This window comes from Mesorhizobium sp. WSM4833 (genome assembly GCF_055811095.1).
Genome location: NZ_JBVVQG010000019.1, coordinates 17,306 through 40,255, shown reverse-complemented (window position 1 = coordinate 40,255; position 22,950 = coordinate 17,306). Strand labels below are relative to the sequence as shown.

Below are 22,950 nucleotides of genomic sequence, written 5' to 3'. Positions count from 1 at the left end.
GAAACCGCGAAAACGGCTTCGCCGGGCTGGCTTGACTTAATCGATTTAAATCCACGCCAGTGCGGCTGGATTCTTTCTGCTTCCGCCGCTATGAAACTGCAGACCCCTCGTCTGCCCTCCAACTCCCAGGGAGAGAATTATGACCGTCAGAGTTGCCATCAACGGATTTGGCCGCATCGGCCGCAACATCCTGCGCGCTATCCATGAATCCGGCCGCAAGGACATCGACGTCGTCGCCGTCAACGACCTCGGCCCAGTCGAGACCAATGCGCACCTCTTGCGCTATGACAGCGTGCACGGCCGCTTCCCGCATGAAGTCTCGGTATCCGGCGACCAGATCACCGTCGGCAAGGAGACGTTCAAGGTCACCGCGATCAAGGACCCGACGCAGTTGCCGTGGAAAGAACTCGGCATCGACATCGCGCTCGAATGCACCGGCATCTTCACCGCCCGCGACAAGGCAGCGGCACATCTGACCGCCGGCGCCAAGCGCGTCATCGTTTCGGCCCCTGCCGAAGGCGCCGACCTCACCGTGGTCTACGGCATCAACCACGACCAGTTGACCAAGGATCATATCGTCATCTCGAATGCCTCGTGCACCACCAACTGCCTGGCGCCGCTGGCAGCCGTGCTGCACGAAACGGTCGGCATCGAAAAAGGCATGATGACGACGATCCACTCCTACACCGGCGACCAGCCGACGCTGGACACCATGCACAAGGATCTCTACCGCGCCCGCGCCGCCGCGCTGTCGCAGATCCCGACCTCGACCGGTGCCGCCAAGGCGATCGGCTTGGTGCTGCCCGACCTCAAGGGCAAGCTCGACGGCATCTCGATCCGCGTGCCGACCCCGAACGTCTCGGTCGTCGATTTCAAGTTCATCGCCAAGCGGTCGACCACGGTGCAGGAGATCAACGAAGCGGTGATCGCCGCCTCCAACGGCAAGCTCAAGGGCATTCTCGGCGTCACTCATCACCCGAACGTGTCGATCGACTTCAACCACGATCCGCGCTCCTCGATCATGGCGCTCGACCAGACCAAGGTGATGGACGGCAATTTCGTATCGGTGCTCTCCTGGTACGACAATGAATGGGGTTTCTCCAACCGCATGGGCGACACATCGGTCGCCTTCGGCAAGACCATCGCCTGATCACAAAGCCCTCTTTTCGAGACTTGGAACGCCCGGCTTTGCCCGGGCGTTTTTCATGAGCGCAGCTTGCGCCTTCCCGAATCGTGTCCTGGGCGCCAAAACATCCGAAAATCAGCGGCATAGGCCAAAAAGCCACCCTGCCGCCTTGCACTGGTCACGTCTTCGCCCCACTCTCTCGCAAAGCAGGAGACAGACGAATTTGAGGGGCTGATTTCAGGATGGAGCATGCGATCTATCTCGTCACGCTGGTCGGCACAGCGCTTGTCGTCGCCGCCGCGTTTTCGAGCCTGATCGCCTTCCGCTTCGGCGCCCCTCTTCTGCTCCTGTTCCTCTGCATTGGCCTCGCCACCGGCACCGACGGTCTCGGCATCCAGTTCGACAATGCCCGCATCGCCTATTTTGCCGGCTCACTGGCGCTGGCCGTCATCCTGTTCGATTCCGGCTTCGGCACGCCGCTCAACGCCTTGCGGCAGGCAGCCGGCCCGGCGTTGTCGCTGGCGACCTTCGGCGTAATTCTGACCACCGGCCTGTTCGGCGCCGCCGCCCACTATCTGCTCGACCTCACCTGGCTGGAATCCTTCCTGCTCGGCGCCGCCGTCGCCTCCACGGATGCGGCCGCCGTGTTCTTCCTGCTGCGTGCCGGCGAAATCAATCTGCGCGAACGCGTGCGCTCGACGCTCGAGGTGGAATCCGGCACCAATGACCCCATCGCCATCTTCCTGACCATCACGCTGGTCGAGATCATCGCCGCTCATGCCAATCCCGAGACCAACGTCCTGGTCACCAGCCTTTTCCTCGGCTTCCTCCTCAACATGGGCCTTGGCGCTGTCGTCGGCGTGCTCGGCGGCCTCGCCATCGTGCGTCTCGTCGACCGGCTCAATCTCGACCATGGCCTGCTGCCGATCTTCGTGCTGACCTTGTCGTTGATGGTCTTTGCCGCCGCCGGCGCCATTGGCGGCTCGGGCTTCCTGGCGGTCTATATCGCCGGCCTCATCTCGGGCAATTCCGATATCCGCGCCGTCACCATCCTCAAGCGCTTCCAGGACGGCATGTCATGGCTGGCACAGATCATCATGTTCCTCATCCTCGGCCTGTTCGCGACGCCCTCGCAATTCCCGGCGATCATGGTGCCGGCGGTGCTGCTCGGCCTGTTCCTGATGTTCGTGGCGCGGCCGGTCGCAGTCTGGCTCTGCCTGATTCCGTTCCGCATGCCGCGCCCCGAAGTCGCCTTCGTCTCGTGGGTCGGCCTGCGCGGCGCGGTGTCGATCCTGCTTGCCATCACCCCGCTGCTCGGCGGGCTGGAAAATGGCCGTGTCATCTTCAACACCGCCTTCATCATCGTGCTGGTGTCCCTGGTCATCCAGGGCTGGACGGTGGGACCGCTGGCGCGCCGCCTCGGTTTGATCGTGCCGGCGCGGCTCGGACCGCTGGACAAGGTCGAGCTGGAATTGCCGGGTTCGGCCCATCACGAGCTTCTCGCCTATCGCGTCGCACCCGGCAGCCCGGTGGCGCGCGGCGAGCGCATCCCACGCTGGGCGCGACCCTCGCTGGTGCTGCGTGATGGCCGTTCGATGCGCTTCCAGGACATGGGCCGGCTCGCCGCCGGCGACCAGGTCTACATTTTCGTCCCGGATCGCTATCCGCGCCTGCTCGACAAGCTGTTCGCCAGCCGTGCCGTGGTCGATCCCGAAGATGCCGATTTCTTCGGCGCCTTCGCCGTCGATCCAGCGCGCCCCGCCGCCGAACTGGAAGCAGCCTATACGCCAGGTCTAACCGAAGCGGAGCAAAAGCTCACCGTTGGCGCGCTGGTCACGGCGCGGCTCGGCGGCCATGCCGAATATGCCGACCGCGTGCTGCTCGGCCCGATAGAACTGATCGTCCGCGACGTCGACGACAAGGGGAAGATCATAGGCCTCGGCCTGTCGTTCGAGCCGACCGCTCCGGTGGCGCGGGTGCCGGTCTTCCTCAGCGCCGGAGAAATCGGCGACCGTCTTTCCGCCTTCATCCGCAATTGGCGCAAGCCGACCGAGGCGCAGGCGGACGAGGCGCGGGCGGACGACAAACCGGCCCCGGAGCCAGCGCCGGAAAAGGCAGCAACCGAAAGCTGACAAACCCGCTATTGAGCGCTGCCATTCATCCGCCCGCCGGCGCAGGATCGTGCCCACTTCAAAATTTCGGTTCGAGCGCGCCCTAAGCCTTGCATCGTCGCCGATGCGGGGTATGGTCCCCCGGTTTTTCGCGAAAGGAACCCGCATGGCCGCCTTCAAGACACTCGACGATATCGGCAACATCAGCGGCAAGCGCGTGCTGGTGCGCGTCGACCTCAACGTGCCTGTCACTGAGGGCAAAGTCACCGACGCCACCCGCATCGAACGCATCGCACCGACCATCGCCGAGCTGTCGGCCAAGGGCGCCAAGGTCATCCTGCTCGCCCATTTCGGCCGACCCAAGGATGGTCCTTCGCCCGAATTCTCGCTGGAGCCGATCGCCAAAGCCACGGCAGAAGTGCTCGGCCGCCCCGTCGGTTTCGCCTCGGATTGCGTCGGCGACACGGCCGGAAGCGCTGTCGCCGCCATGAACAAGGGCGACGTGCTGCTGCTCGAAAACACTCGCTTCTACAAGGCCGAAGAAAAGAATGACCCGGCCTTCACCGAAAAACTCGCCGCCAATGGCGATATCTTCGTCAACGACGCCTTCTCGGCCGCGCACCGCGCGCATTCTTCGACCGAGGGGCTGGCGCATCTGTTGCCGGCTTTTGCCGGCCGCACCATGCAAGCCGAGCTTGAGGCGCTGGAGAAGGGCTTGGGAAAACCGGTTCGTCCGGTCGTCGCCATTGTCGGCGGCGCCAAGGTCTCGACCAAGATCGATCTGTTGATGAACCTGGTGAAGAAGGTCGACGCGCTGGTCATCGGCGGCGGCATGGCCAACACCTTCCTCGCCGCGCGCGGCACCGATGTCGGGAAATCGCTGTGCGAGCATGATCTCGCCTCAACCGCCAAGCAGATCATGATCGAGGCGGCCGAGGCCGGCTGCGCCATCATCCTGCCGGTCGACGGCGTCGTCGCCAGGGAGTTCAAGGCGGGCGCGGCCTGCGAGACCGTCGCCATCTCCGATGTGCCGGCCGAAGGGATGATCCTCGATGTCGGCGCCAAAACCGTGACGACCATCGGCGAATGGATCGACCGCGCCGCGACACTGGTCTGGAACGGCCCGCTCGGCGCCTTCGAGATCGCGCCCTTCGACCATGCGACGGTGGCGGCGGCCAAGCATGCGGCGGCGCGCACCAAGGAAGGCAAGCTGGTCTCGGTCGCAGGCGGTGGCGATACGGTCGCGGCGCTCAACCACGCCGGCGTCGCCGACGACTTCACCTATGTCTCGACCGCAGGCGGCGCCTTCCTGGAGTGGATGGAAGGCAAGCCGCTGCCCGGCGTCGATGTGTTGAAGCGCTGAGGCTCCGAGGCGATCAACACTCGGAGAGCGAACAAGGCCGCCCGAGGCTTCAATCGATTCGAGCTTTCCGATGCCATTCCTTTGGCGGTAGACTTCCGTTAAGCGCGGAACAACCGTTTCAGGAGAAGCAACAATGAGCGAACGTCTCGAAGACATTGCCGCTGCGATCGTCGCCGATGGCAAGGGCCTGCTGGCCGCCGACGAAAGTTCCGGCACCATCAAGAAGCGCTTCGACGTCATCGGCGTCGAATCGACCGCCGACAGCCGCCGCGACTACCGCGAGATGATGTTCCGCACCAGGGACGCGATGACCCGCTACATCTCCGGCGTCATCCTCTATGACGAGACGATCCGCCAGAAGGCCGCCGACGGCACGCCGCTGGTCGACATCATCAAGGCGGCCGGCGCCATCCCCGGCATCAAGGTCGATGCCGGCGCCAAGCCGCTGGCCAGGTTTCCCGGCGACACCGTCACCGAAGGCCTCGATGGCCTGCGCGAACGGCTTGCCGACTACTACAAGCTCGGCGCCCGCTTCGCCAAATGGCGCGCGGTGATCGACATCGATATCGCCAAGGGCGTCCCTTCGGCGACCTCGATCGGCTCCAACGCTCATGCGCTCGCCCGCTATGCCGCCCTCTGCCAGGAAGCCGGCATCGTGCCGATCGTCGAACCGGAGGTGCTGATGGACGGCGCCCACGACATCGACACTTGTTACGACATTTCGAAGGCAACGCTGATCAAGCTCTATGACGAGCTCCATGCGGCGCGCGTCGTGCTGGAAGGCACCATCCTGAAGCCCAACATGGTGCTGGCCGGCAGGAAATCGGGCAAGGTGAGCAGCCCCGAAGAAGTCGCCGAAAAAACCATAAAACTGTTCCGCGAGACAGTGCCGGCAGCGGTGCCGGGCATCGCCTTCCTTTCCGGCGGCCAGGAAGACGAAGAGGCGACCGCCAATCTCAACGCCATCAACGCCATCGGGCCGCACCCGTGGAAGCTGACCTTCTCCTATGGTCGCGCGCTGCAGGCCGCGCCACAGAAAGCCTGGAGCGGCAAAGCCTCGAACGTTGCCGCCGGCCAGGCCGCCTTCACCCATCGCGCCCACATGAACCATCTGGCAGCGCTCGGAAAATGGAAAGCGAGCCTGGAACAGGCTGCCTGATCACAGTCCTTTCTTCTTCCTTCGAACCCGGGCCGATGCGCCCGGGTTTTTTGTTTGTGACTTGCAGGGCTTGGGGCGGAGCCTCTCCGTCCTTATTTCCTCTCCGGCGATGTCGGATTACGCCCATCCCCAACGTCCTTGGGATGACATTCAGGGAGAGGTTCATGCATCGCAACAAGATCGTTTCGCGCGAAGACTGGTTCCAGGCGCACAAGGCACATCTGGCGCGCGAGAAGGAACTGACGCGGCTCCGCGAGCGGATCGCCGCGGAACGGCGTGAACTGCCCTGGCTGAAGATCAGGAAAGACTATGTCTTCGAGACCGAACAAGGGCCAAACAGACTGACCGACCTGTTTGGCACTAACAGCCAGCTGATCGTCTATCATTTCATGTTCGGGCCGGGCTGCACCCATCATTGCGAGGGCTGCTCATTCCTTGCCGACCATATCGACGGCGCCAATCAGCATCTGCGGCATCACGACGTGTCGCTGGTCGTGGTTTCGCGCGCTCCCCTGGCGGAACTTCTGCCTTACAAGCAGCGCATGGGCTGGAAGTTCGACTGGGTGTCGTCCTATGCCTCGGATTTCAACTTCGACATGCAGGTCTCCTTCACCGACAAGCAGATCGCCGACGGCTGCACCACCTACAATTTCGAGACCCGTCCACGGACATCGAAGGAGCTTCCCGGCACCAGCGTCTTCTACAGGGACGAGGCCGGCGACATCTTCCTCACCTTCATGTCGCGCGCCCGCGGCGGCGAGGCGCAGATCGGCGCCTACGACTATCTCGACATGACGCCGAAGGGCCGCAACGAGAACGGCCCCTATCACGGCCTGATGGATTGGGTGCGGCTGCACGACGAATATCAGGGCAAGCAGGCGGGGCAGGCGAGTTGCTGCGATTGAAGATCGTTCCCGTCGGCCAAAACATGCGCTAAGGCTGCCGCTGATCGTTTAACGGTACTGCCATGCGCTTCCCGGCCCTACTCACCTGGCTCGCCTTCCCGGTCTATATCTGGCAAGGCCTCGGCGTGCGACGCCGCACCACGCGCATGCTGCCGGCGCAAGGGCCGGTCATGCACGAAATATCAGGCACAGCACCGGCAATCTCGCTTCTGGTGCTGGGCGATTCCTCCGCCGCTTCGGTCGGCATCGGCAATTCGGAAGACGGACTTGCCGCGCAACTCGCCGTGCTGATTTCAAAAAGCACCGGCCGCGCCGTGCGCTGGCGGGCGGCCGGCTTCAATTCGGCAACGTCCGGCCAGATCCGCGACCATGTGCTGCCCAATCTGTCGGCCGATCCGTGGACGCATATCGTGCTGGCCATCGGCACCAACGACACCAAGAATTTTCACTCCGTGCCGCGCTTCAAGAAGGAGTTCGGTGGCCTGCTCTACGGCCTGCGCGCCAAATGGCCGGAAGCGCGCGTGGTGTGGTCGCCGGTGCTGGAGTTCACGCGGGCGCCAGCCATGCCGCCGCTGCTCGGAAAGATCCTTGAGATCCGCGCCACCGACATGAACCGGATGGGCGAACGCCTTTGCCTGGAGCGCGGCGCGGTGCCGGCGTCGCGCCTGCCGATCACCAATCCGGAAGCCGGCTTTGCCTCGGACGGCTTTCACGCCTCGGAAGCAGGCTACCGGGCCTGGGCCGAGCATCTGGTCGGCCCGGTGCTTGGCAATTGAGCAGCGACGACAAGTGCCGTCCTACGTCAAATGCCCGAGCACGGCCGCCAGTGAAATCGCGGCCATGGCGAGCAGTGCCAGCTTCCAGAAATCACCGCGTCGCTTGAGGCCTGGCCAGCCAAGCGGCTTGATCAGTTGAATGACCATGAAACCGGCGATGACAAGGGCGAGGAATTTCGTCATGCCGCCTTTGACCAGCAACGCGCCCGGCTGTCAAAGCACGTCGTTCATTGCCTGAGAAAGAACGGACGCCGAGATCCCGAACCGGAACGCGGCGCCCTTTGACCGGCAAACGATCTACTTCAGCGGCTTGAGGCCAGCCTCGATCGAAGCGCGCTTCGGTTCGAGGAATGGCGGCAGGGCGAGGCTTTCCCCCAGCGTTTCCAGCGGCTCGTCGGCGGTGAACCCCGGACCGTCGGTTGCGATCTCGAACAGGATGCCGTTCGGCTCGCGGAAGTAGAGCGAACGGAAATAATAGCGCTCGACCTCGCCGCTCGACGGCAGCCGGAACTCGGCCAGCCGCGCCGTCCATTGATGCAGCGTTTCCTGGTCCGGCGCCCTGAAGGCAACATGGTGAACCGCACCGGCACCTTGCCGTGCCGGCGCCAGTCCCGGCTGCACCAGGACATGCAGCTCCGCCGCCGGCCCGCCCTCGCCCATTTCGAAGACGTGAATCTGGCCCTCCGGCGAGGCATAGTCGCGCGCCTTGCGCATGTTCATCACCGTGGTCACCACCGCCTCGGTGTTGGTGATGTCGGGAACGCTGATGACGATCGGCCCGAGCCCGCGGATCTGGTGCTCAACCGGTACCGGGCTTTGCGCCCAGGGATGGCTGCCGCCCTTGCCGCCATCGCTGACCAGGCGCAGACGCTGGCCCTCGGGATCTTCGAAGTCCAGTGACGCATAACCGCCGATGTCGCCGATCTCTCCTGTTGCCAGGCCTTCGTCGGTCAAGTGTTGCTTCCACCAGGCAAGGCTCTCCTGACTGCCGACCCTGAGGCTGGTCCGCACGATGCTGTGCGTGCCGCGCCGCTCGCGGCCGACCGGCCAGTCGAAGAAGGTAAGGTCGGTGCCCGGTGTCGCTTCGCCGTCGGCATAGAAGAGGTGGTAGGCCGAGGTGTCGTCCTGGTTTACGGTCTTCTTGACCAGCCGCAGACCCAGCACCTTCGTGTAAAAATGAAGATTGCCAGGCGCATTGGCGGTGATGGCGGTCAGATGGTGGATACCTGTCAGTTGCAAGCTCATCGTCGTCTCCCTGCTGTTGGGGAAGAATTTTCTCCCTCCATATCAGAACTGCGGCCACCCCGCTGAAGGCCTCGTATTCCGACAGTCCGTCGCCGGAAACTGAACAGCGGCGCCCAGAGCACGTCGTCGCTATGAACAATCGGAAGTCGCGAACCTGCCTTTGGCACCGTTCGATGCGGCGAAAAGCGATGCCTTGCCTGCGGCGCGCGCACTGGTCGCAACTATCGTCTCGCGCCTGACATCCTCCTGACAGACTGCTGTCAGGAGGGGTATGCGATAGTACCTCCATACAGAGAGAGGAGACTGGCCATGAACGGTTACACCATTCTGCGCGGCATGCAGCACTATGTCGGCAAGATCCGCACGATGCGCAACGAGATCCGCACCCAGCGGTTCATGAACTCGCTGCCGGCGGATATTCGCAAGGATATCGGCTGGCCGGACATGTATGCGGACCGTGGCCCTCGCGGCAATTGAAGCCAATTTTTCGACCCGGCGATTGGATGTGGGCGCGTCAACGCCCAGATAACAGGTCCGGTGCGTGAGGAATGGGAGCGAGCTTATGCCCGAACAGAAGACGATCGGTTTCCTTTTCATCGAAGGTTTTGCCGACTGGGAGTATGGGCTGCTGGCGGCCTCGGCGGTCGAATGGTTCGGCGCCCGTGCCGTGTCGCTGACGCCTGATGGCAACCCAGTGGCCGGGATCAGCGGCTTTCGGCTGACGCCCGATCGATCGGCCGGGGCGGATAAGAATGACGATCTCGACGCCATCGCCGTCATCGGCTCCGATGAGTGGGCCGGCAAGGCACCGCCCGATGTTGCCGATCTGCTCAATGCTGTTGCATCGCGCGGCGGCGTGGTCGGCGGCATCTGCGCCGGCACGCTGGCGCTAGCCCGCGCCGGCCTGTTCGAGAAGGCCAGGCATACGAGCAATGGCCGCGACTGGATCAATGGTCATGAGGCCGGCTATGCCGGCGACAACCTCTATCAGGATGTGCCGCATGCCATGGCCGACGGCAAAATTGTTTCCGCGCCAGGCTCGGCGCCGGGCACCTTCGCGCTCGCCTTTCTGAAGACGCTCTACCCCGAAAGAGGCAGCGATCTCGCTCGGATGCGAACGCTGTTTGCCAAGGAGTATGCTGAAGCCTCCTGACAGTATGCTGTCAGGAGGGCCGTGCAATGGTGCCAGCTTCGGGCACCCGTGCATCGGCGGTCGAAAGGACGATCGATGAAGAGTTGGAACGACAGACTGAGCACACCAGGCATCAACGGCCTCAAGCCGACGCCGCGCACGATGGCCGATGTCGTCGAAGGCCAGCCTATGCTGGTGCCGACAGCGCGCCAGGTCGATGATTTCATCCGCTCGATTCCCGAAGGCGTCGAGATGGATGTGCGTGCGCTGCGTACAGCACTTGCCGTCGAGCATGGCGCCGAAGTGACATGCCCGGTCACCATAGGCTATCATCTGCGCACTGTTGCCGAAGCCGCCAACGAGGACCTCCAGCGCGGCATGACGCCGAGTGACGTGGCACCGTTCTGGCGCGTGCTCGATGCGAAAACGCCGACGACGAAGAAATTGTCCTTCGGCGCGGAGTTCGTCGCCGCGCAGCGCAAGCGCGAAGGGCTGAAACCATGTGGCATGCCGCCCAAAAGTGTTCTGCGGTTTTGGGATAACGGCATGCGCGAAAACACGATGCATGCCACCCAGAGGTGGACCGGTTTCGGGCGGCATGCATAGAGACAACGCCGAGGGACCATACGATGCGCCGCGCCGACAGGCTCTTCCAGATCGTGCAGCATCTGCGCGGTGGCCGATTGGTCACCGCCCAGAAGCTCGGCACGTGGCTCGAAGTTTCCGAGCGAACCATCTATCGCGACATTGCCGATTTGCAGTCGACCGGAGTGCCGATCGACGGCGAGGCCGGCGTTGGCTACATGATGAGGGAGGGTTTCGACCTTCCGCCGCTGATGTTCACGCGTGACGAGATCGTCGCGCTGGTCGCCGGCGCCCGCATGGTGCGTGCCTTTGGCGGTGCCGCCATGGCGCGGGCCGCCGACGAAGCGCTGGTCAAGATCGGCGCCGTATTGCCCGATGCGGAGAAAGACCGCATCGCCCGCACCGAGATCCACACACCGATGTGGGTGGTCAGCGACGCCGCCCGCGAGGCGATCGACCTGATCGAGCGCGCGGTCGAAAAGCGCCAAGTGCTGACCATCGACTATTCCGACGAGGCCGGCCGCGGCACCGCCCGCGATATCCGCCCGCTCGGCCTGTGGTTCTGGGGCAAGGTGTGGACGCTGGTCGCCTGGTGCGAGATGCGCGACGATTTCCGCGCCTTCCGCATCGATCGCATCGCCTCGGTGGTGATCGCCGGCCGCATCTTCAAGCCGGAGCGCGGCAAGCAACTTGCCGACTTCTACCGCGCAGTGGAGCGCAGCGAGGACTATGGCATGGCGCCGGATCGCGCCGCGCGCAGCTGAGACCTGGCGCAGCTACAAAAAAGCCCGCTCGAAGCGGGCTTTTTCTTGGAATATCAGACAACCTCACTCGTCGTCGTCATTGTCCGTGTTCTTCGACTTCAAGGCCGAGAGCTTGGCGAACACGGCGTTGGCGTCGAGTTCGGCGTCCTCGTCCTTCGGCTTCTCGGGAGCCGGCACCAGCCGCTCGGTCAGGGCCGCCGGCAGCAGCGTGTCGCCGACCGGCTGCGCCTGTTCGCGGCCGCGCGAGGCGCGGTTGACTTCCATGTCGAGGTCGATCTGCGAGGCGAGACCCAGCGTCACCGGGTCCATCGGCTGCAGATTGGCTGAGTTCCAGTGCTTGCGCTCGCGGATCTGTTCGATCGTCGACTTGGTGGTGCCGACGAGGCGCGAGATCTGCGCGTCCTTGAGCTCGGGATGGTTGCGCACCAGCCACAGAATCGCGTTCGGCCGGTCCTGGCGCTTCGACAGCGGCGTGTAGCGCGGACCCTTGCGCTTGGATTCGGGCACCCGCACCTTGGGGTCCGAAAGCTTCAGGCGCTGGTTCGGATCCTTCTCGGCACGGGCGATCTCGTCGCGGGTCAGCTGTCCGGTCATGATCGGGTCCATGCCCTTGATGCCTTGCGCCGCTTCGCCATCGGCGATTGCCTTGACCTCGAGCGGATGCAGCCCGCAGAACTGCGCGATCTGCTCGAAGGAAAGTGCGGTATTGTCGACCAGCCAGACGGCGGTCGCCTTGGGCATCAGCAGCGTATTGGCCATTTTACAAATCCTTCTCGTTCGCCCGCGTTCCCGCGCGGGCGGTGGTTTAGAGCCACCAAAATGGGAAATTCGCGGTCTGTATAACCGCTCTCGGGTCCTTTCGCAACGTTTTTGGAGCAAAGACCGGAAGCCGTGGGTACTTACCGAAAACGTTCCGCGCTCTTGAGCAGAACGACAAGCTGGCTTTGCTGGCGAGTTCCGGTCTTGGCAAAGATCGGTTGAGATAGGGGCACCCCTGTCATGCCGGAGCCGCTGCTTCCATCAGGGTTCGCCCTTGTGAAAGCGCCGAGCCAAGATGCCATGCAGGAAACTGAGGTCAACCCTGCTCGATGGCCGGTATCGGTTGGGACGGTCGTTGATCTCCCGCCCAAAACGACAAAACCCGCCGGACTGGGTCCAGCGGGCTCGGAACCGCGACAAAGTTCGTCTGGTGCGGCTCTGGCTTCCACGGCTTGGGCCCGCCGGAGCGGACCAGGACGTGGCTTTAGATAGCCCTGCGGGCGATCTTTTCGATGTCGGCGCGGTTGATGCCGAGATCGCTGAGCTGACGTGCGTTGAGACGGTTCAGTTCGCGGACGGTCTCGGTGTACATACGCCAGTTACGGAAAGCGCGGATCGGGTTCATGGTAGTCCCTCCAGAATGATGTTCGTTTCGATGGTGCTCAAATAGGCGTCATCGATGAGGACTTGAATGGCTGATTTTGCATAGCAATGATGCAAATGCTGCATTGCAGCATTAAGCTTCTGTTCATCTTGTGGGCAGCGAGGCGCTGACCTCGCGCGCTGTCAGCCTACGTCGAGCACGATCTTGCCGATATGCTCACCCTCTTCCATGCGCTCATGCGCCCGCCAGGCTTCGCTGAGCGGGAAGATCATGTCCATCACAGGGGCAACCTTGCGCGTGCCGAGCAGCGGCCACACCTGCGCTTCCAGCGCCGCCGCGATCGCCGCCTTGAACTCGACGGTTCGCGGCCTCAGCGTCGAACCTGTGTGGGTAAGCCGCTTGACCATGATCTTCGAAAAGTCCGCGCTTGCGACAGCGCCGGCCTGAACGGCGATCTGGACGATGCGGCCTTCGACCGCCGCGGCTTCGTAATTGCGCGCCACATAGTCGCCGCCGACCATGTCGAGGATGACATTGGCGCCTTTGCCACCCGTTGCCTCCTTCACCGCGGCGACGAAATCCGCCTCGCGATAATTGATCGCCCGGTCAGCGCCGAGCTTCAGGCAGGCGTCGCATTTCTCCTTGCTGCCGGCAGTGGTGATGACATAGGCGCCGAAGGCGGAGGCAAGCTGGATTGCTGTCGTGCCGATGCCGGACGAGCCGCCATGGACGAGCAGCGTCTCGCCTTTCTTGAGGCCGCCACGCTCGAACACATTGTGCCAGACGGTGAAGTAATTCTCCGGCACCGCCGCGGCTTCGGTGTGGGTGAAGCCGGCGGGCAACGGCAGCACGCTCCCTGCATGGACCTTGACATATTCGGCATAGCCGCCGCCGGGCGTCAGCGCACAGACGCGGTCGCCAATGCGCCAGCGTGATATGTCGTCGCCAAGGGCCGCCACTTCACCCGAGGTCTCGAGGCCCGGCAGGTCGGATGCGCCGGGCGGTGGCGGATAGGCGCCTTTGCGCTGCTGGACGTCGGGCCGGTTGACGCCGGCGGCATGCACCTTGATCAGGATCTCGCCGGGGCCGGGCTGCGGCACGTCGCGTGTTTCCGGCTTCAGCACCCGAGGGCCACCTGGCTCCGAGATCGCGATGGCCGTCATTCTTGCCGGAATTTTCTGTCCGCTCGCCATGAGATTTCCCGTCTTTCCTCGCCGTTGTCCGACCGGCTGTTTGCATCGACGCCCCTGCCCTATGTATGCTGATTGCCAAATCAGGCAAATGGCCAATCTGGTCTTGGCGGAGGAGGAGCGACGATGGCGATCTTCGACGACGAACCCAAGAAGAAGGCGGGCCCGCACGAGATCGGGCAGGACCTGTCATTGCTTTCCGTCAGCGACTTGACTGAGCGGATCGGCATCCTGCGCGACGAAATCGCCCGCCTGGAAGCCGAACTCAAGGCCAAGGACACCACCAAATCCGCGGCCGAAGCACTGTTCCGCCGCGGATAGGCGCTCGGGCGTACAGCCCGCCGCCGAAAAGCCCGAATGCGACTGTCTTCAGACGCAGCGTCCCCGCCAAACCTGAGCCGGATCAACCAATGTTCGCAACCTACCGACCGATCCTCTCGCTGCTTCGCGGCACCGCTTTCCTGCTCGCGGCATCTGGTTTGCATGGGCTGCTTCTGCCCCTGCGCGGTCAGTTGGAAGGCTTCTCGACCGCATCGCTCGGCCTGATGGGCACGGCCTGGGCCGGCGGCTTCGTCACCGGCTGCTTCTTCGCACCGCGCATCGTGCGCCGCGCCGGCCACGTGCGCGCCTTTGGCGCCTTTGCCGCATCCGGCGCCATCGTGGCGCTGCTCACCGGGCTGATCATCGACGAGTATGTCTGGATCCTGCTGCGCGCCTTCACCGGCTTCACCATGGCCGGCGCCTTCATGGTCATCGAAAGCTGGTTGAACGAGAAGGCCACCAACGAGAACCGTGGCACCGTCTTCGGCCTCTACATGATGGTGACTTATGCCTCGATCATGGGCGGGCAGATGATCGTCGCCGGCGGCGACGTGAAGTCCGCGTCGCTGTTCATGATCACCGGCATCCTGTTTTGCCTGTCGCTCATTCCGACGGCGGTCTCGACCGCCTCCCACCCCAAGCCGCTGCAGGATGTCTCACTTGATGTCAGGGGCCTTTATGCCAATTCGCCGGTGTCGGCGGTCGCTTGCGTGTTGATCGGCATCGCCAACGGCGCCTGGGGCACGCTTGGCGCGGTCTATGGTGCACGCATCGGCATTTCCACGGCCGAGATCGCCCTGATGATGAGTCTTGTGGTCGTTGCCGGTGCCGCCATGCAGCTTCCGGCCGGGCGCCTGTCCGACAAGACCGACCGGCGCTTCGTGCTGGCGGGGGCGGCTTTCGGCGGGGCCTTCTTCGCGCTCATGATCTTCCTGTTCGAGCCACGCTCCGGCGTCTTCGTCATCGTCTTCACCGCCGCCTATGGCGCCTTCGCCTATACGCTCTATTCCATCGCCGTGGCGCATGCCAACGACCACGCGCGCTCGGAGGATTTCGTCAAGGTATCTGGCGGGCTGTTGCTGCTCTATGGCTTCGGCACGATGATCGGACCATTGCTTGCGGCTGCCCTGATGGGCTGGATGCGCCCGGAAGGTCTGTTCCTGGCGACCGCCTTCGCGCATCTCTGCCTGGCGGGCTACACGCTGCTGCGCATCAGCCGCCGCGCGCCGGTGCCGATCGGGGATCGTGACGCCTTCAAGACGCAGCCGGCCGACCGTTCGGTCACCCCGGAAGCATTGCGGCTTGATCCCAGAAGAAAAGCAGAAGCAGACGGTTGAGATTCGAAAGGCTTTGCCTCACTAATACAGGCATGATGTTTTCCGACGCCTTCATGGCGATTGCCGATCCCAACCGGCGCCATCTTCTGGAAGAACTTCGCCGCGGCCCGAAAACCGTCACCGAACTGGCCGCCGGCTTGCCGGTCTCGCGCCCAGCCGTGTCGCAACATCTGAAAGTGCTGCTCGATGCCGGCCTGGTCCACGCCAAGCCGGAAGGAACAAGGCGCGTCTATACGGTGAGCGGCACTGGCTTCCTCAAACTCAACATCTGGCTCGATCAGTTCTGGGAAGCCTAACCCCGATCAACCGTTGTTGTAGGGGAAGAACTTGAAGTAGGGCTGCGCCTCCCCGACCACCCGAGCGAAGGCGGGGCGCTGCAGCAGGCGGTCGTGATAGCGCTTCACAGCCGGGTACCTGTCGCCCAACGGCTCGACCTTGTTGGCATAGAACAGCGCGGGGGAGGCTGCGCAATCGGCCATGGTGAAGCTGTCGCCCATCGCCCAGATCTTCGACTGCATGTCCTGTTCGATGATGGCGTAGGAATTGCGCAACCGGTCGCGAGCCTGCTCGACGCCGAACGGGTCGGTCTTGTCGCCGGGGCGCAACCGGTCGCTGACAATCTTCTGCATCGGCTCCTGCACATAGCAATCATAGAAGCGATCGGCCTGGCGGACGGCCAGCGCCAGATCGATGTCGGCGGGAACGAGGTCGACCGGCCCCGGATGGTGCGCGGCCAGATATTCGACGACGATGGTCGATTCCAGCACCGTACGGCCACGCGCATCGTCGCGCAGCGCCGGCATCTTGCCGGTCGGCGAAATCTTCAGGAAGGCCGCGCGCGATTCAGCATCGCCAAGGTCGACGATGACAGGCGTGAACGGCGTGGCGTTCTCATACAGCGCGATCAACGGCTTCCAGCAGAAGGAGGCCAGCGGATGGAAATGAAGTGTCAGGGACATTTTTTGCTCGTCTGTTTCGTGGATTGTCGGTGGCCGCTACCCTGCAGCACGCCTGTTGCGGTTAGCCTTGTCCGTCAAACCAGCCTATGCTGCTTCAATCGGCTTGGACATGCGCGATGATCGCTGCGGACATCTCGGCCCAGTCGTCCGGATGCAGCTCGTGGCCGCCACCTTCGATGCGAATGAGTCTTGCGCCGGTGAGCGTCTCGGCCAGCGCCTCGCCGTGTTCGACCGGAAAGATCGGATCCGCCGTGCCGTGAATGACCAGCAGCGGCGCCGCGATCTCGTGCAGGCGGCCCTTCCAGGCGGCGCCGCCCTTGAGCATGAAATGGTTGGTCGCGCTCAGGAAGCCGCCGGAGCGGTCGTAATCCTGCTCGACAAAGGCCCGTATCCCCGCCGCATCGAATGGATGCGTGGTGCTGGCGATCGCCCGTGCATCCCTGACGATGAAATCGACCACTTGACCACGGTCCGACCAATCGACTTTGGCGCCTTCGGCCGAGTGTTCCATGTAGGCTTCGGTCGTCCCGGGAAGGCCGGATGTGTCGATTCCCACCGGCGAACTGCTGATCACAGTCAGAGATACGACACGCGAGGGATGTTTCAACGCCACAAGCTGCGCGATCATGCCGCCCATCGACATCCCGACGACATGCGCCTTGCCGATGCCGTGGTGGTCCAGAACATGCATTGCATCGTCGGCCATATCATCGAACGTGTAGGGCGGCTCTCCCGGCTTGTATTTCGTCGAACGGCCGGTATCGCGATTGTCGTAGCGGATCACGAACAGGCCGGCACCGGCCAGTTTCCGGCAGAACGCCTCCGGCCACCACAGCATCGAGGCCATCGCTCCCATGATCAGCAACAGCGGCGGGTTCGCCGGATCGCCAAAGACTTCGGATATAATCTCAGGGCGTTCGGTGGTCCTCATCACGCAGTCTCCTCTCTGCAAAACTGATTGCATTTTGCAATCGGTTGCACGATAATAAAACTGCTACGATAATGCAACCGGTTTTGGAGAAAAATCTCATGAGCATGGATCGCCGGTCCGGGTGCCCGATCAATCTGTCGCTGGAAGTCTTCGGCGACCGCTGGAGCCTGATCATCCTTCGCGACATGATCTTCGGCGGCAGGCGCCATTTTCGCGAGCTGCTCAACGGATCGATGGAAGGCATCGCCTCAAACATCCTCGCCGACCGGCTGAAGCGCCTGATGGAGCTGGGCATGCTGACCAAGGCCGACGATCCCTCGCACAAGCAGAAGGCGATTTACAGCCTGACCGAGATGGCGATCACGCTGGTTCCGATCCTGGCCCATCTCGGCGCCTGGGGCCGCGTCTGGCTGCCGGTCAGCGACGAATTGTCGATCCGCGCCGAACTGCTGGAAAAGGGCGGACAGCCTATGTGGGACAAATTCATGGACGAGTTGCGGCACGAGCATCTCGGCATGCCGCTCGATACAATGTCTGGCCCTTCTGTCCGCGCGACCTTGCAGGCCGCCTACGAGGCCGTGGTTGCCAGCAAGGCCCTCGCCGCCAGCCCGGCCGCGTAACCAACTTATTTTCCCGTTTTGGGGCCGGCTCTGCTAGAAGAAGCGGAAAATCACAATTCACGGGATTGGATAAGGTCTTGGTTGAGAACTCTCGGGATGCTGCCCGCGCACGCGCCGACCTGCGCTTCAAGAAGCAGGAAGAGGCGGCAACCGTCCGCCAGAAGGCGATGGCCGAATACGCCGCCGAGAGCGACGCCCGCCAGGCCAAGACCAACAAGCTGCGGGCACTGCGTCTCGCCAAGGAAGCGGAAGACCTCGCCAACGCGCCGGCGGAACCCGCCAAGAAACCGGCCCGCGCCAAGAAGAAGTAGCCCAGCCACGTCTGGAGCCATACAAGCGGCAACGCTTATCCGGATGAGCCGGCGAAGGCTGCTTTCCATCCCGCCTTTTCACGCGAAGCAATTTCAACCGGAACCGGGATGTTATCTCGCCCGCCGACGGTCGATGATCGACGCGTTTCAAACAGGAGACCGCCATGACCGCACTGCCGCTCGAAAAAGCCAGGCAAATCATCGAAACCGCCTTTGCCAAGGGCTCCGATCTCAAGCTCAAGCCGCTCGGCGTCTCGGTGCTCGACGCCGGCGGGCATCTGGTCGCCTTCCAGCGCCAGGACGGCGCCTCGTTCCTGCGTCCGCAAATGTCGGCCGGCAAGGCCTATGGTGCGCTCGCCATCGGCATGGGCTCGCGCAAAGTCGAGGCCTTCGCCAAGGAGCGCCCGCATCTCGTCGCCGGCATCTCGGACGTCTCGGGCGGGCGCGTGCTGCCGGTCGTCGGCGGCGTGCTGATCCGCGACAAGGCCGGTGCCATCATCGGCGCCGTCGGCATTTCAGGCGACACGTCGGACAATGACGAAGCCGCGGCAATCGCCGGCATCGAGGCCGCCGGTTTCACCGCCGACCCGGGGTGAGGTCGGGAACTTCGTCATCCACGGGCGGAGCAGGAGCGAGGCTCCGTCGCGCAGGACCCGAGGATCCATTCCGTAACATCAGCCGTAGAGTGCAGCGGAGCAGAATTCTGGACCGCTGAAACCCTCACGTGTCGCGGCTTGGACCCTGGGGTCTGCGCCGCGTCGCTACGCTCCTTGCTACGCCCTGGGATGACGACGTTAGGGGCGTTTGCGCCAACTGTCAGCGCAAGCGCCCGTCAAACTTCCGCCTTCCGCGCCGGGGGACCTAATTCAAATTGATGTCCCGGCTGGCCGACCGCATCGACACCGCGAATCCGGCCAGCACGTCGAACAGCGCGATGACCATCAGGGTGAAGAAAACGGAATGGGCCGCACCCTTCACCAGCAGGAACTCGACCAGGAAGGCCACGAAGACCAGCGTCGACAGAAGATGGTCCATGATCGAGGCGTTGGTGGTGCGCACCGACTTCGCCATTTCGAGGAACAGGAAGATCAGCCCGATCAGCACCATCAGGTCGCCAAGCGTCATCGAGAACACGCCACCCGACATCATGCTGAATGAGAAGACCTCGCTTGCCCACGGATCGTCACCGCTGCCGAATATTCCCAGCAGTCCGAGATTGTAGAGCACGAAAGGCACGATCAGCAGCGGAATGGCACCGAACATCTGGCGTCTCCATGTGGGGGCAATCCTTTGTAGAATGCGCCACAGGCACGCCGTCAAGATGTTTCGATGGCAGCGTTGAACACGGTCGAAGACCGCACGCAACAACAATGTCAGCCGGTTGCCTGCAACGATTGCCGCCCACGCGTCGAGATGCGCGCTACCCGCCCCCCAAACACAAAAGAACCGGCCACTGGCCGGTCCTTTTGGAATTCAAACCTTTGGAAGGCTGGTCTCAGCTTTCCTTGGGCGTCAACACCTGGCGACCGCGATACATGCCGGTCTTCAGGTCGATATGGTGCGGACGGCGCATTTCGCCGGAATTCTTGTCCTCGACATAGGTCGGGGCCTTGAGCGCGTCGGCCGAGCGGCGCATGCCGCGCTTGGACGGAGATGTTTTACGTTTCGGAACGGCCATGGATATGCTCCACTACATGGTCAAAAGCCCCGCCCGCCCTCGTGAAAGGGCCATGTCGGGGCCTAAATCTGAGAAAGTCGGGTGCCTATACACGCCCTGTGCCGTTTTGGCCAGCACTGGCGCGAATTTTTTTGGATCGGCTAGCGGAGACAACCGACATAGGCGCCCGAGCGGCCGGCTCGCCGCTCGATCAGATTGGCAAGCCGCCTCAGGCCAGGCCCGGGCTTGGCCGGATTTCGGGCGATCGGATTTGGCAAAGAGACCGCAAGCAGGGCGGCCTGCCGTCGCGACAGCTGTTTTGCCGAGACGCCGAAATGGTGCTGTGCCGCGGCCTCGATGCCGTAGATGCCCGGCCCCCACTCGGCGATGTTGAGATAGATTTCCATGATGCGCCGTTTCGACATCACCGCATCGAAATAGACGGCCAGCGGCAATTCGACCACCTTGCGCACCGAGCCCAGCGGCCGCGACCAGAGATACAGGTTCTTGACCGTCTGCATGGTGATGGTCGAGGCGCCGCGCGTCGCTTCGCCGGCCAGCGCATCGTCGACGACGCCTCTCAGCTCGCCGAGATCGACGCCACGATGAAAGCAGAACTGCCCGTCCTCCGACATGATGACGGAATTGGCCAGCACCGGCGACACGTCGTCGATCGACACCCAGCGGCGGTCGTAACCGGAGAAGGTCGCCAGGTCCTTCAGCATCAGCGTCGAGACAGGATGCACGAAGAACGGCAGGTACAGAAATGTCAGCACGACCGGAATCAAGGCCAGCACCGCGGCCACGACGATGCCGCGCCGGACCCAGCGCTTGAGACCACGGCGGTTTACGCCCCGCGATCTCGTCGCCATGTCCAGCTTTTCGGTTTCATGATCGACGATCGGTTCCGCCAAGCCGCCCAACCCGTTCCAGAGAGCTCGTTTTGAAACGCGGTCCTGTGAGCCATGTGACGGTGTTTTCGAGAACCGGAGCGAAGCGTACATTAGAGTACGCAAGCACCGGAAGCGCAGAAAACGCCCTCAGATGACCGCAGGAGTAGAGTTTCCGAACGGGCTCATACTGCTCCGGCATAATGGCGCTTGCCTTCTTGCGCAACGTCTGAGTGTCGGCTACCGGTCCCGGCCATGACGAATGACGACCAAATGGCGTTCGAAATGGCGCTGATCAGGCGGGCAGCCGCCGTCGAGGTGCTGCTGCGGCGACTGCTCGACGACCGCGCGCTTTCGGGCGAGATCGCCCGGCCGGACCGGCTGATGGCGGCGATGCGCCATGGCGTGCTGAACGGCGGCAAGCGCCTGCGGCCCTTCCTGGTCATGGAAAGTGCCGCCCTTTTTTCCGCCGACGGCGAGGCGGCACTGCGTGTCGCCGCCGCACTTGAATGCGTGCATTGCTATTCGCTGATCCACGACGATCTGCCCGCCATGGACGACGACGACCTGCGTCGCGGCCAGCCGACCGTGCACAAGGCCTTCGACGAGGCAACCGCGATCCTGGCCGGCGACGCCCTGCTGACGCTGGCCTTCGACATCATTGCCGGCGAGTCGACTGCGCTGCCGGCGGAGCGGCGGGCAGCCCTGGTGCTGGCGCTTGCCCGCGCCGCCGGAGCAGGCGGCATGGTCGGCGGCCAGAAGCTCGATCTCGAAGCCGAACAGACGCCGCCGGACGAGGCCGGCATCATCCGGCTGCAGGCGATGAAGACCGGCGCGCTGATCCGTTTCGCCTGCGAGGCAGGCGCCCTCATCGCCGGCGCCCCGGCCGATGACCGCGAGCGGCTGGCCGAATTCGGCTCGGCGATCGGTCTTGCCTTCCAGCTTGCCGACGACCTGCTCGATTTGACCGCCGACGCCAGCCAGATGGGCAAGGCGACCGGCAAGGACGCCGCCGCCGGCAAGGCGACGCTGGTGGCCTTGCATGGTGCGAATTGGGCACGTGGCCAGCTTCACGGCCTCGTCCAACAGGCGCATGCGCTGCTTGAGCCCTATGGTGACGATGCCCAGTTGCTGAAAGAAGCGGCGACATTCGTGGCGGCGCGTAACAGCTAAGGTTGGTGCCAGCCGGAACATCGAGCTGATTGCACGCACGTCCCCGCCGGCCGGTTCTGAAATAGAACTTGAGCGGAAGCCTGCCGAGGCAGAGGATTGACATCCGCACGGCAAGCACGCGGTGCGGATAAGAGTTGGAGGATGCCATGTCGACCACCGACAAGCTGTTCAGCGGTTCCATTCCCGAGATCTACGACCGGGCGATGGTGCCGCTGATCTTCGAGCCATATGCGCGGGATCTGGCGGAGCGGGTGTCGAAGCTCGGGCCGCAATCGGTGCTCGAAGTGGCGGCGGGCACCGGTGTGGTGACACGTGCGCTCGCAGCAAAGCTGCCGGCGCAAGCGCGCATCGTGGTCACCGACCTCAACCAGCCCATGCTCGACCACGCACGCACGCGGATGGTGGACGATCCTCGCATCACCTGGCAGCAGGCCGATGCTCAGGCGCTGCCCTTCGAGGACGCACAGTTCGACGCCGTGGTCTGCCAGTTTGGCGCGATGTTCTTCCCCGATCGGGTGGGCGCCTACGGGCAAGTTCGGCGCGTGGTGCGGCTGGGCGGGCACTTCCTGTTCAACGTCTGGGGTGCCATCGAAGAGAACGAGTTTGCCGATGAGGTGACGCGTGCGCTCGGCCATTTTTTCCCGGCCGATCCGCCTCGCTTCATGGCAAGGACACCGCATGGCTGTCACGATGCGGACGTCATCCGCGCCGACCTGCATGCCGCCGGCTTCCGTAACATCACCATAGAGCCGCTGGATGCCGTCAGCGCCGCTTCCTCGCCATATGAGGCGGCCACGGCCTATTGCCAGGGCACGCCCCTGCGGGCCGAGATCGAGGCGCGCGGTGGCTCGCTGGAGGAGGTGACGCGATACGTGGCGAATGCCCTTGGGAAACGGTTCGGGGAAGGCCCGGTGAGTGGCCGCATCCGCGCCCTCGTCGTGGACGCGGCCTAGGCGCGCTGTCCATCCGGCGGCTCGCACGGCTCGCCTGCCCGAACGAACGAAATTTTAATGTAAATGAAGCGTAATCCCG

28 protein-coding genes are annotated in these 22,950 nt (G+C 63.5%); 18 read left to right on the top strand and 10 right to left on the bottom strand.

Annotated elements, in window-relative coordinates:
• Positions 1-139: 139 nt before the first annotated feature.
• The 6 genes from gap to AC0L2D_RS27925 all read left to right on the top strand — a co-directional run bounded on the left by gap (position 140) and on the right by AC0L2D_RS27925 (position 7,440).
• Entirely contained in the window at positions 140-1,150 is a 1,011-nt protein-coding gene (gene gap / locus AC0L2D_RS27950) for a type I glyceraldehyde-3-phosphate dehydrogenase (protein WP_013529249.1), read from the top strand.
• 218 nt (positions 1,151-1,368) lie between these two features.
• Positions 1,369-3,258 (top strand): potassium/proton antiporter, encoded by a 1,890-nt coding sequence (locus tag AC0L2D_RS27945; protein ID WP_275954355.1) that lies wholly within the window; start codon positions 1,369-1,371, stop codon positions 3,256-3,258.
• A gap of 145 nt (positions 3,259-3,403) precedes the next feature.
• On the top strand, positions 3,404-4,600 hold the full coding sequence (locus AC0L2D_RS27940) for a phosphoglycerate kinase (protein WP_473543418.1): 1,197 nt from the start codon (positions 3,404-3,406) through the stop codon (positions 4,598-4,600).
• Positions 4,601-4,733: 133 nt separating this feature from the next.
• The gene (locus AC0L2D_RS27935) at positions 4,734-5,759 is read left to right on the top strand and encodes a class I fructose-bisphosphate aldolase (RefSeq protein WP_064993257.1); all 1,026 of its coding nucleotides are present in this window, start codon (positions 4,734-4,736) and stop codon (positions 5,757-5,759) included.
• A 164-nt stretch (positions 5,760-5,923) separates the two neighbouring features.
• Positions 5,924-6,664, top strand: a complete 741-nt coding sequence (locus AC0L2D_RS27930) for a DUF899 domain-containing protein (protein WP_027163168.1) — start codon at positions 5,924-5,926, stop codon at positions 6,662-6,664.
• Between the two features lie 62 nt (positions 6,665-6,726).
• The gene (locus AC0L2D_RS27925; RefSeq protein WP_473543416.1) at positions 6,727-7,440 is read left to right on the top strand and encodes an SGNH/GDSL hydrolase family protein; all 714 of its coding nucleotides are present in this window, start codon (positions 6,727-6,729) and stop codon (positions 7,438-7,440) included.
• 21 nt (positions 7,441-7,461) lie between these two features.
• Here AC0L2D_RS27925 and AC0L2D_RS27920 read toward each other — a convergent pair whose 3' ends face one another.
• Both AC0L2D_RS27920 and AC0L2D_RS27915 read right to left on the bottom strand, forming a co-directional pair.
• Complete coding sequence (locus tag AC0L2D_RS27920; RefSeq protein ID WP_013529243.1) at positions 7,462-7,623, bottom strand: hypothetical protein; 162 nt, start codon at positions 7,621-7,623, stop codon at positions 7,462-7,464.
• A gap of 114 nt (positions 7,624-7,737) precedes the next feature.
• On the bottom strand, positions 7,738-8,685 hold the full coding sequence (locus tag AC0L2D_RS27915) for a ring-cleaving dioxygenase (protein WP_473543414.1): 948 nt from the start codon (positions 8,683-8,685) through the stop codon (positions 7,738-7,740).
• Between the two features lie 309 nt (positions 8,686-8,994).
• Here AC0L2D_RS27915 and AC0L2D_RS27910 point away from each other — a divergent pair, with 309 nt between their 5' ends.
• The 4 genes from AC0L2D_RS27910 (at position 8,995) to AC0L2D_RS27895 (ending at position 11,166) form a co-directional block, all read left to right on the top strand.
• Positions 8,995-9,162 (top strand): hypothetical protein, encoded by a 168-nt coding sequence (locus tag AC0L2D_RS27910; protein ID WP_013529241.1) that lies wholly within the window; start codon positions 8,995-8,997, stop codon positions 9,160-9,162.
• A gap of 85 nt (positions 9,163-9,247) precedes the next feature.
• A complete protein-coding gene (locus AC0L2D_RS27905) occupies positions 9,248-9,838 on the top strand; it encodes a DJ-1/PfpI family protein (RefSeq protein WP_473543412.1) in 591 nt (196 codons plus the stop codon).
• A gap of 75 nt (positions 9,839-9,913) precedes the next feature.
• Positions 9,914-10,423 carry a hypothetical protein gene (locus tag AC0L2D_RS27900; RefSeq protein ID WP_473543410.1) on the top strand — a complete coding sequence of 170 codons (510 nt, stop codon included), beginning with the start codon at positions 9,914-9,916 and terminating at the stop codon, positions 10,421-10,423.
• A 23-nt stretch (positions 10,424-10,446) separates the two neighbouring features.
• Positions 10,447-11,166, top strand: a complete 720-nt coding sequence (locus tag AC0L2D_RS27895; protein ID WP_013529238.1) for a helix-turn-helix transcriptional regulator — start codon at positions 10,447-10,449, stop codon at positions 11,164-11,166.
• A gap of 63 nt (positions 11,167-11,229) precedes the next feature.
• On the opposite strand, the gene AC0L2D_RS27890 is transcribed toward AC0L2D_RS27895, so the two are convergent.
• From AC0L2D_RS27890 to AC0L2D_RS27880, 3 genes are all read right to left on the bottom strand, one after another.
• The gene (locus AC0L2D_RS27890; protein WP_013529237.1) at positions 11,230-11,925 is read right to left on the bottom strand and encodes a DUF1013 domain-containing protein; all 696 of its coding nucleotides are present in this window, start codon (positions 11,923-11,925) and stop codon (positions 11,230-11,232) included.
• 484 nt (positions 11,926-12,409) lie between these two features.
• Complete coding sequence (locus tag AC0L2D_RS27885; RefSeq protein WP_013529236.1) at positions 12,410-12,550, bottom strand: DUF1127 domain-containing protein; 141 nt, start codon at positions 12,548-12,550, stop codon at positions 12,410-12,412.
• Positions 12,551-12,711: 161 nt separating this feature from the next.
• Positions 12,712-13,722 (bottom strand): NAD(P)H-quinone oxidoreductase, encoded by a 1,011-nt coding sequence (locus AC0L2D_RS27880; protein WP_473543407.1) that lies wholly within the window; start codon positions 13,720-13,722, stop codon positions 12,712-12,714.
• Between the two features lie 123 nt (positions 13,723-13,845).
• On the opposite strand from AC0L2D_RS27880, the gene AC0L2D_RS27875 reads away from it, so the two are divergent.
• The 3 genes from AC0L2D_RS27875 to AC0L2D_RS27865 all read left to right on the top strand — a co-directional run bounded on the left by AC0L2D_RS27875 (position 13,846) and on the right by AC0L2D_RS27865 (position 15,673).
• Positions 13,846-14,040: a DUF1192 domain-containing protein gene (locus tag AC0L2D_RS27875; RefSeq protein ID WP_275954358.1), complete on the top strand. Its 195-nt coding sequence runs from the start codon at positions 13,846-13,848 to the stop codon at positions 14,038-14,040.
• Positions 14,041-14,129: 89 nt separating this feature from the next.
• A complete protein-coding gene (locus AC0L2D_RS27870) occupies positions 14,130-15,377 on the top strand; it encodes an MFS transporter (protein ID WP_024502978.1) in 1,248 nt (415 codons plus the stop codon).
• A gap of 32 nt (positions 15,378-15,409) precedes the next feature.
• On the top strand, positions 15,410-15,673 hold the full coding sequence (locus tag AC0L2D_RS27865; protein WP_013529232.1) for an ArsR/SmtB family transcription factor: 264 nt from the start codon (positions 15,410-15,412) through the stop codon (positions 15,671-15,673).
• Between the two features lie 6 nt (positions 15,674-15,679).
• On the opposite strand, the gene AC0L2D_RS27860 is transcribed toward AC0L2D_RS27865, so the two are convergent.
• Both AC0L2D_RS27860 and AC0L2D_RS27855 read right to left on the bottom strand, forming a co-directional pair.
• On the bottom strand, positions 15,680-16,336 hold the full coding sequence (locus tag AC0L2D_RS27860; protein WP_275954359.1) for a glutathione S-transferase family protein: 657 nt from the start codon (positions 16,334-16,336) through the stop codon (positions 15,680-15,682).
• A 94-nt stretch (positions 16,337-16,430) separates the two neighbouring features.
• A complete protein-coding gene (locus AC0L2D_RS27855) occupies positions 16,431-17,267 on the bottom strand; it encodes an alpha/beta fold hydrolase (protein ID WP_473543403.1) in 837 nt (278 codons plus the stop codon).
• A 98-nt stretch (positions 17,268-17,365) separates the two neighbouring features.
• On the opposite strand from AC0L2D_RS27855, the gene AC0L2D_RS27850 reads away from it, so the two are divergent.
• From AC0L2D_RS27850 to AC0L2D_RS27840, 3 genes are all read left to right on the top strand, one after another.
• Positions 17,366-17,887: a winged helix-turn-helix transcriptional regulator gene (locus AC0L2D_RS27850; protein ID WP_013529229.1), complete on the top strand. Its 522-nt coding sequence runs from the start codon at positions 17,366-17,368 to the stop codon at positions 17,885-17,887.
• A gap of 77 nt (positions 17,888-17,964) precedes the next feature.
• A complete protein-coding gene (locus tag AC0L2D_RS27845) occupies positions 17,965-18,198 on the top strand; it encodes a hypothetical protein (RefSeq protein WP_013529228.1) in 234 nt (77 codons plus the stop codon).
• A 164-nt stretch (positions 18,199-18,362) separates the two neighbouring features.
• The gene (locus AC0L2D_RS27840) at positions 18,363-18,794 is read left to right on the top strand and encodes a GlcG/HbpS family heme-binding protein (RefSeq protein WP_013529227.1); all 432 of its coding nucleotides are present in this window, start codon (positions 18,363-18,365) and stop codon (positions 18,792-18,794) included.
• A gap of 265 nt (positions 18,795-19,059) precedes the next feature.
• On the opposite strand, the gene AC0L2D_RS27835 is transcribed toward AC0L2D_RS27840, so the two are convergent.
• The 3 genes from AC0L2D_RS27835 to AC0L2D_RS27825 all read right to left on the bottom strand — a co-directional run bounded on the left by AC0L2D_RS27835 (position 19,060) and on the right by AC0L2D_RS27825 (position 20,778).
• Positions 19,060-19,461 carry a hypothetical protein gene (locus tag AC0L2D_RS27835; RefSeq protein WP_013529226.1) on the bottom strand — a complete coding sequence of 134 codons (402 nt, stop codon included), beginning with the start codon at positions 19,459-19,461 and terminating at the stop codon, positions 19,060-19,062.
• 232 nt (positions 19,462-19,693) lie between these two features.
• Complete coding sequence (rpmF, locus tag AC0L2D_RS27830) at positions 19,694-19,876, bottom strand: 50S ribosomal protein L32 (protein WP_008834724.1); 183 nt, start codon at positions 19,874-19,876, stop codon at positions 19,694-19,696.
• Positions 19,877-20,016: 140 nt separating this feature from the next.
• A complete protein-coding gene (locus tag AC0L2D_RS27825) occupies positions 20,017-20,778 on the bottom strand; it encodes a transglycosylase domain-containing protein (protein ID WP_013529225.1) in 762 nt (253 codons plus the stop codon).
• A 222-nt stretch (positions 20,779-21,000) separates the two neighbouring features.
• On the opposite strand from AC0L2D_RS27825, the gene AC0L2D_RS27820 reads away from it, so the two are divergent.
• Together AC0L2D_RS27820 and AC0L2D_RS27815 are read left to right on the top strand one after the other, a co-directional pair.
• Positions 21,001-21,918, top strand: coding sequence for a polyprenyl synthetase family protein (locus AC0L2D_RS27820; protein ID WP_024502973.1), 918 nt, complete (start codon positions 21,001-21,003; stop codon positions 21,916-21,918).
• A 146-nt stretch (positions 21,919-22,064) separates the two neighbouring features.
• Positions 22,065-22,871, top strand: a complete 807-nt coding sequence (locus AC0L2D_RS27815) for a class I SAM-dependent methyltransferase (protein ID WP_473543400.1) — start codon at positions 22,065-22,067, stop codon at positions 22,869-22,871.
• Positions 22,872-22,950: the final 79 nt, after the last annotated feature.